At 47.9% G+C, this 4,979-nt stretch carries 4 protein-coding genes; 3 read left to right on the top strand and 1 reads right to left on the bottom strand.

All coding sequences use genetic code 11. From position 1 onward, the window contains the following. The coding region (locus GX135_04905) for a M20/M25/M40 family metallo-hydrolase (GenBank protein NLN85428.1) at positions 1-1,526 on the bottom strand (1,526 nt) is incomplete at its 3' end. 417 nt (positions 1,527-1,943) lie between these two features. Here GX135_04905 and GX135_04900 point away from each other — a divergent pair. The 3 genes from GX135_04900 to GX135_04890 form a co-directional block, all read left to right on the top strand. Beyond that, positions 1,944-2,531 (top strand): plasmid pRiA4b ORF-3 family protein, encoded by a 588-nt coding sequence (locus tag GX135_04900; protein ID NLN85427.1) that lies wholly within the window; start codon positions 1,944-1,946, stop codon positions 2,529-2,531. Between the two features lie 543 nt (positions 2,532-3,074). Beyond that, on the top strand, positions 3,075-4,229 hold the full coding sequence (locus GX135_04895) for a formylglycine-generating enzyme family protein (GenBank protein ID NLN85426.1): 1,155 nt from the start codon (positions 3,075-3,077) through the stop codon (positions 4,227-4,229). A 182-nt stretch (positions 4,230-4,411) separates the two neighbouring features. Continuing rightward, on the top strand, positions 4,412-4,979 hold a 568-nt coding region (locus tag GX135_04890; GenBank protein NLN85425.1), incomplete at its 3' end, for a hypothetical protein.

Here is a 4,979-nt window from a genome sequence, read left to right as displayed (position 1 = left end):
CCATAAATGTCCACGCTGCTCACCGCGAAACGATACAAGTTTCCTTCCTCCAAACCTGTTATTATGCAGGAAGTTTGTTCAGTCTGTGTGGGCTCGCTCCAGTCCTCAAATTCACCACTGTGATAGACCCTGAAATGGTCGATATTTTCAGTCTCAGCGCTTTCCCACATCAGCAGCATGGAAGCCCCGTCTCCGCGGTCGTAAGCTGTGAACCCGCTTGGCATTGTGGGCATATCCGCGAAAGTGGCAGCGCAGGCCACGGAAGCTTTGATAACCTGCGCGCAATACTGCGGATTGAGGTTTGCTACCAAATCCAAATCCGAATGATAGACGGGTGAAAACTGGCTCTCAAAAAAGTAAATCACGTTAAATCCATGCTGCCAATAGGAAAAACTGTCGCTGCTGTGACTGTTCAGACTGCCATAATAGGCGCTTAAATCGGAGTATTGTTCCGTGATTCTGGCGGCATGGGAACTCTGATCCAGACTGCCGTCGTAAGGCATCAAACGCACCTCCCAGGGCTGGGTATCATCTTGATTCGCAATCATATCGTGATTCATCATCAGCCGCACCTGTTCCCGCGCTTCCTCGGTTTGTGCGGAATGGTGTTTGGAACCCCAAAGCCCGAATTCTTCAGCGGCGTAGGTCACAAAGCGGATGCTGCAATGGGGCTGATATCCGGCTTCCATCATCACTCTTGCCATCTCCAGGGTGGCAACGCTGCCGCTGGCATTGTCGTCTGCTCCGGGCGCGAAAACCATTGGATCGTGATAGGTTATGCAGTCGTGATGCCCGCCCACGATGATATATTCATCCGGATACATGCTGCCGGGCAGGGTGGCTATAACGTTATACTGCGTGGTGTTTTGCCACTCAAAGGGCTGCAAAACCACATCCATGAGACCAAAGTCCAAAAATTTCTGCTGAATCCACTCTGACACCTGCAAACGGTTGTCCGCCAGTGCGTAGCGCGTTTGGTGATCCTGCAAGCCCTGGATCAGGCTTTCCACCGATGCGGCATTCACCAAATCCACCATCTGCCGGATTATTGGGTCTTCACCATCCGTCCAAAGCGGTGCCGCGCTGGCTGGGGCAAAAACTATTCCCTGGAGCCTTAATTCGCAAAAGGGATGGGGAACGCGTGAACGCAGCTTGAGTTCGTCCAATTCTGTCTCCAACAGATACCCAGCTTCCATTTCCAGTAATATTTTCAGGTCGTTCAGTTCTTCCGGAGCCCCATAAATCGGAGTTTTCCCCGCCAGATAAAGCTTTTTCCCGGCTTTAATCTCGGTGAGCATTTGGGTTCTGAACTCGGTTTTATGAGCGGGAACCAGCGTGATGGCCCAATCCGCGTCGTAATAGAGAATTTCTCCCTCGCTTTCCGAAAAAAGGCGCAAAGCCTCATACCTGCTGTGCCCGGGACTTTTGGACATTATCCGTCCCAGGGGAATGGCTGCCACATATTGACTTGCGAAAAGCCCCCACCCCAAAAACAGCGCCAGCGCCACGAAAATTATCTTTTTCATTCTTTCACCCATGTTCTCAAAATTGATTTATACCAATCCGTTTGCAAGATTGGTTCCCGTCAAGTTTTTGTTTCAAACCTTGCTCCAACCAGATCCGTCCTTGACTCTGGCTCAGGAGTAATTCGAACATGCCTCGGTATCATCCTGTAAAAGATTGGGGATGCTCGGGGGTTGATTTGCTGTTACTACTGAGCCAGAGCCAGGGGCGAGGGTACCCGAGCACGAATATAATATTTATTATAGGGTAGGGCGGCTACTTCATTATTTGGGTTAAATTTGCAGTTTTGGTGATCATTTTTGCAGTTTTTGGTGACGGTCCATAGCTACCCCTCGCGTTACGCGTCCCGATATCAGCGCTTGACATTCTCTCTTGCTTTCCCACACTGGTTACACAATCAAAATTACAATGAGGCTTCAATGAAAACGAGCTTTCAAAACGTATATCAGATCAAGATCAGCCTGAAAGGCTCCAAGCCTTCCATCTGGCGCAGGATTCAAATCCCGGAAAAAGCCACTTTTTGGGATCTTCACGTTGCCATTCAGGATGCCATGGGCTGGGAAGACGACCATCTGCACGAGTTTCAGATCAAAAATGCCGGCGACATATTTATTGGCATATCAAGTGACCCCAGCAGTTTACACAGCACCAAAGTGCCTGTGAGCAAATATCTGAGAAAGGGAAAAGACAGCATAGAATATTTGTATGACTTTGGAGATAGCTGGTGGCACAAGCTGGTTTTGGAAAAAATACTGCCAAAGGCTCCCAATCAAGTTTATCCCGTTTGCCTTGCTGGCGCAATGGCTTGCCCTCCCGAAGATTGCGGAGGTTTGGGCGGATACTACTACAAGCTGGAAGTGCTAAGTAATCCCCAAGACCCTGATTATGATGATGTTCTGGAATGGATGGGCGATGATTTTGATCCCAATCATTTTGATCCCAAAGAAGTCCAGTTTTCAGACCCTGAATCATGCTGGGAATTCGTAGAAAGTTTCGGTGTGTTTTAACCGAACTTTACTACTTTGATTACGTCCGCATCTGTACTGCAAGCACTTGGATTTTTTGTGGAGACTACATATATCGATTCTTTTTTGTTTTCAAAACCGGGTTGGGGCTCATGTTGAGGGCGTTGTATATCTTCAAATGGCAGGGTTAAGCATTACTGGTGTAAGGTTCCACCACAGTGTTCTTATTCCTGTCCAATGCCATGAGGTTTACTCTTCTGTGAGTGGACATTCTTGATCTCACAGTATTCCAACTGTCGTTTATGCCATTCTGACGCAATTGGAGACAGATGGAATTGAGAAGGTGATAAGCCGGGACGGCAATAAAGATAAGGGTTTCTGCCCTCTTTTCCTTGTTTAAAAAACTGGGGGATGTGATGGTAAAAATAGATTGACAGGAAAATGACAAATGCCAAAGATGCTCAAATGTAATTCAAGCTTGTCTTGAGTAAGTTCATGAATGTAGTTTAAACGATAGTTGAGGTTAAACTTGCTTGATGGAGCTTGCTCAAACACGAAAACTGAATTAAAAACATGGAGGTTGAAATGAAAAAAATAGTTCTATTCGTCGCTTTCTTGGGCACGCTATTTTTGTGCCTGCCCTTGAGCGCCATTGATGGCAGTCCCGTTTTTAGCTTTGATGCCGTCGAGCCGGAAATACAGATAATCAATGAAGGCGCTTCCATCCTCGGGAAGCTCGACCCCGGTTGCCGCTTGGCCCCGAATGCGGAGATAACAATTGTTGACGAATCAATCTTGATTACTTGGAGCCCTGTGCCCAACGCGGCGTTTTACAAAGTTTACTCATCCGCACTGCCTGATGATGGTTTTTCCGTTGATACCAGCGGCACTTTTTCCCAAAACACCTGGACAGCGCCTCTGACTGGCGACTGCCGTTTTTATTATATGGTTTTTGAAACCAATGAACTAATCCATGTTCCCGGTGGAACTTTCATGATGGGTGACACCAGAGGTGCGGGCAGTCAAAACGAACTACCCGTGCATAGCGTAACTCTGAACTCCTTCTATATGAGCGAATACCAGGTGACCCAGGCAGAGTATTCCCACTATATGCAGCCCCCTTCAATTTGGACAATCCAGTTTGGGCTGGGTGATGGTTATCCCGCCTATTTTGTTTCCTGGTATGCCGCCCTCAAATATTGCAACCTGCGCAGCATGGATGAAGGCCTCACACCGGTTTACAGTATTTCTGGATTCACCAATCCTGCGGACTGGGGTGATGTGCCCAATGCATCCAATACCGAATGGAACGCAGCCATTTGCAATTTGAGCGCCAATGGCTACAGACTGCCCACAGAAGCGGAATGGGAATACGCGGCGCGGGGCGCCAACAACAATCCGGATTATCTCTACAGCGGTTCCGATGAAATTGATGCCGTGGCGTGGTATGACAACATCGGGAACTATGGCAGCAAACCAGTTGGCGAGAAAACTCCCAACGGGCTTGGAATTTACGACATGAGCGGGAATATTTATGAATGGTGCTGGGACGCTTGGTCAAGCTATAGCGGCGGTCATTCCGATAATCCCACAGGACCCGTGACTGGGCTTTACCGAGTGTTCCGTGGCGGTTACTGGGCTTCCAGTGCCAGTAATTGCAGAGTCGCCTATCGTAACAGCTTCGCTCCGTTCTACGCTTACAATCCCTACGGTTTCCGTGTCTGCAGGTCGGCATTGTAATCTTTTTACAGTTCAAGCCGGCTGCGAAGGCTAAAAAAACTTGAGACACTTGAAAAGCCGGCTTGGATTTTAAGTGGGGTCAAGGACATTCTTGAGCATGTTAATCCAAAACAAAAAATTAAGATTGACAAAAAGGAGGCTGGTTCCTAAATAGAATTAATTCAAAACCATGGAGGTTAAACATGAAAAAAGCAGTTCTATTCGCCGTTCTGATGGGCACGCTAACGCTGTGCTTGGCATTGAGTTCCATCGGAATGAGTCCCGTTCTTACCATCGATACCGTCGATCCGGAAATTGAAATATTCAACCCCGCTGGCGGTGAACTTTGGTATATTGGTGACAGTCATGATATCCAGTGGACAGCCACAGATACCAATCTGATGGAAGATGAAATCGATATCTGGTATAGCCTGAATGGAGGAAGCGACTACACGGCACTCGCGATGTCAATTTTCAACAGTGGTACACAGCCTTGGGAAATCCCGGCTTGGCAAACCCAAAGCGCTAAGATCCGCGTTGACGCTATCGACAGCTTTGGCAACACCGCTTCTCAAAATTCCAACTCCTTCAAAATTGGCTATGTTCCGCCCGCCATTCCCACTGGCATAAGCGTCAATATAACGAACGAAATCGACGCCCTGATTTCCTGGGACGCAGTAACCCACACCATTCCGCCTTACAACACACCCATCACTCCGGATGGATATATCATTCTCTATAACGAATCCCCCTATGAGTACGATGAACATT

The organism is Candidatus Cloacimonadota bacterium (assembly GCA_012522635.1).
Lineage (GTDB): Bacteria > Cloacimonadota > Cloacimonadia > Cloacimonadales > Cloacimonadaceae > Syntrophosphaera.
Note: the sequence above shows the minus strand (reverse complement) of the source record. Positions and strands in the feature narration are given on the sequence as shown.

Bases quoted from the DNA above. Each gene is read 5' to 3' on its own strand.
- GX135_04900 (NLN85427.1), top strand. From the start codon at position 1,944: ATGAAAACGAGCTTTCAAAACGTATATCAGATCAAGATCAGCCTGAAA.
- GX135_04895 (NLN85426.1), top strand. From the start codon at position 3,075: ATGAAAAAAATAGTTCTATTCGTCGCTTTCTTGGGCACGCTATTTTTG.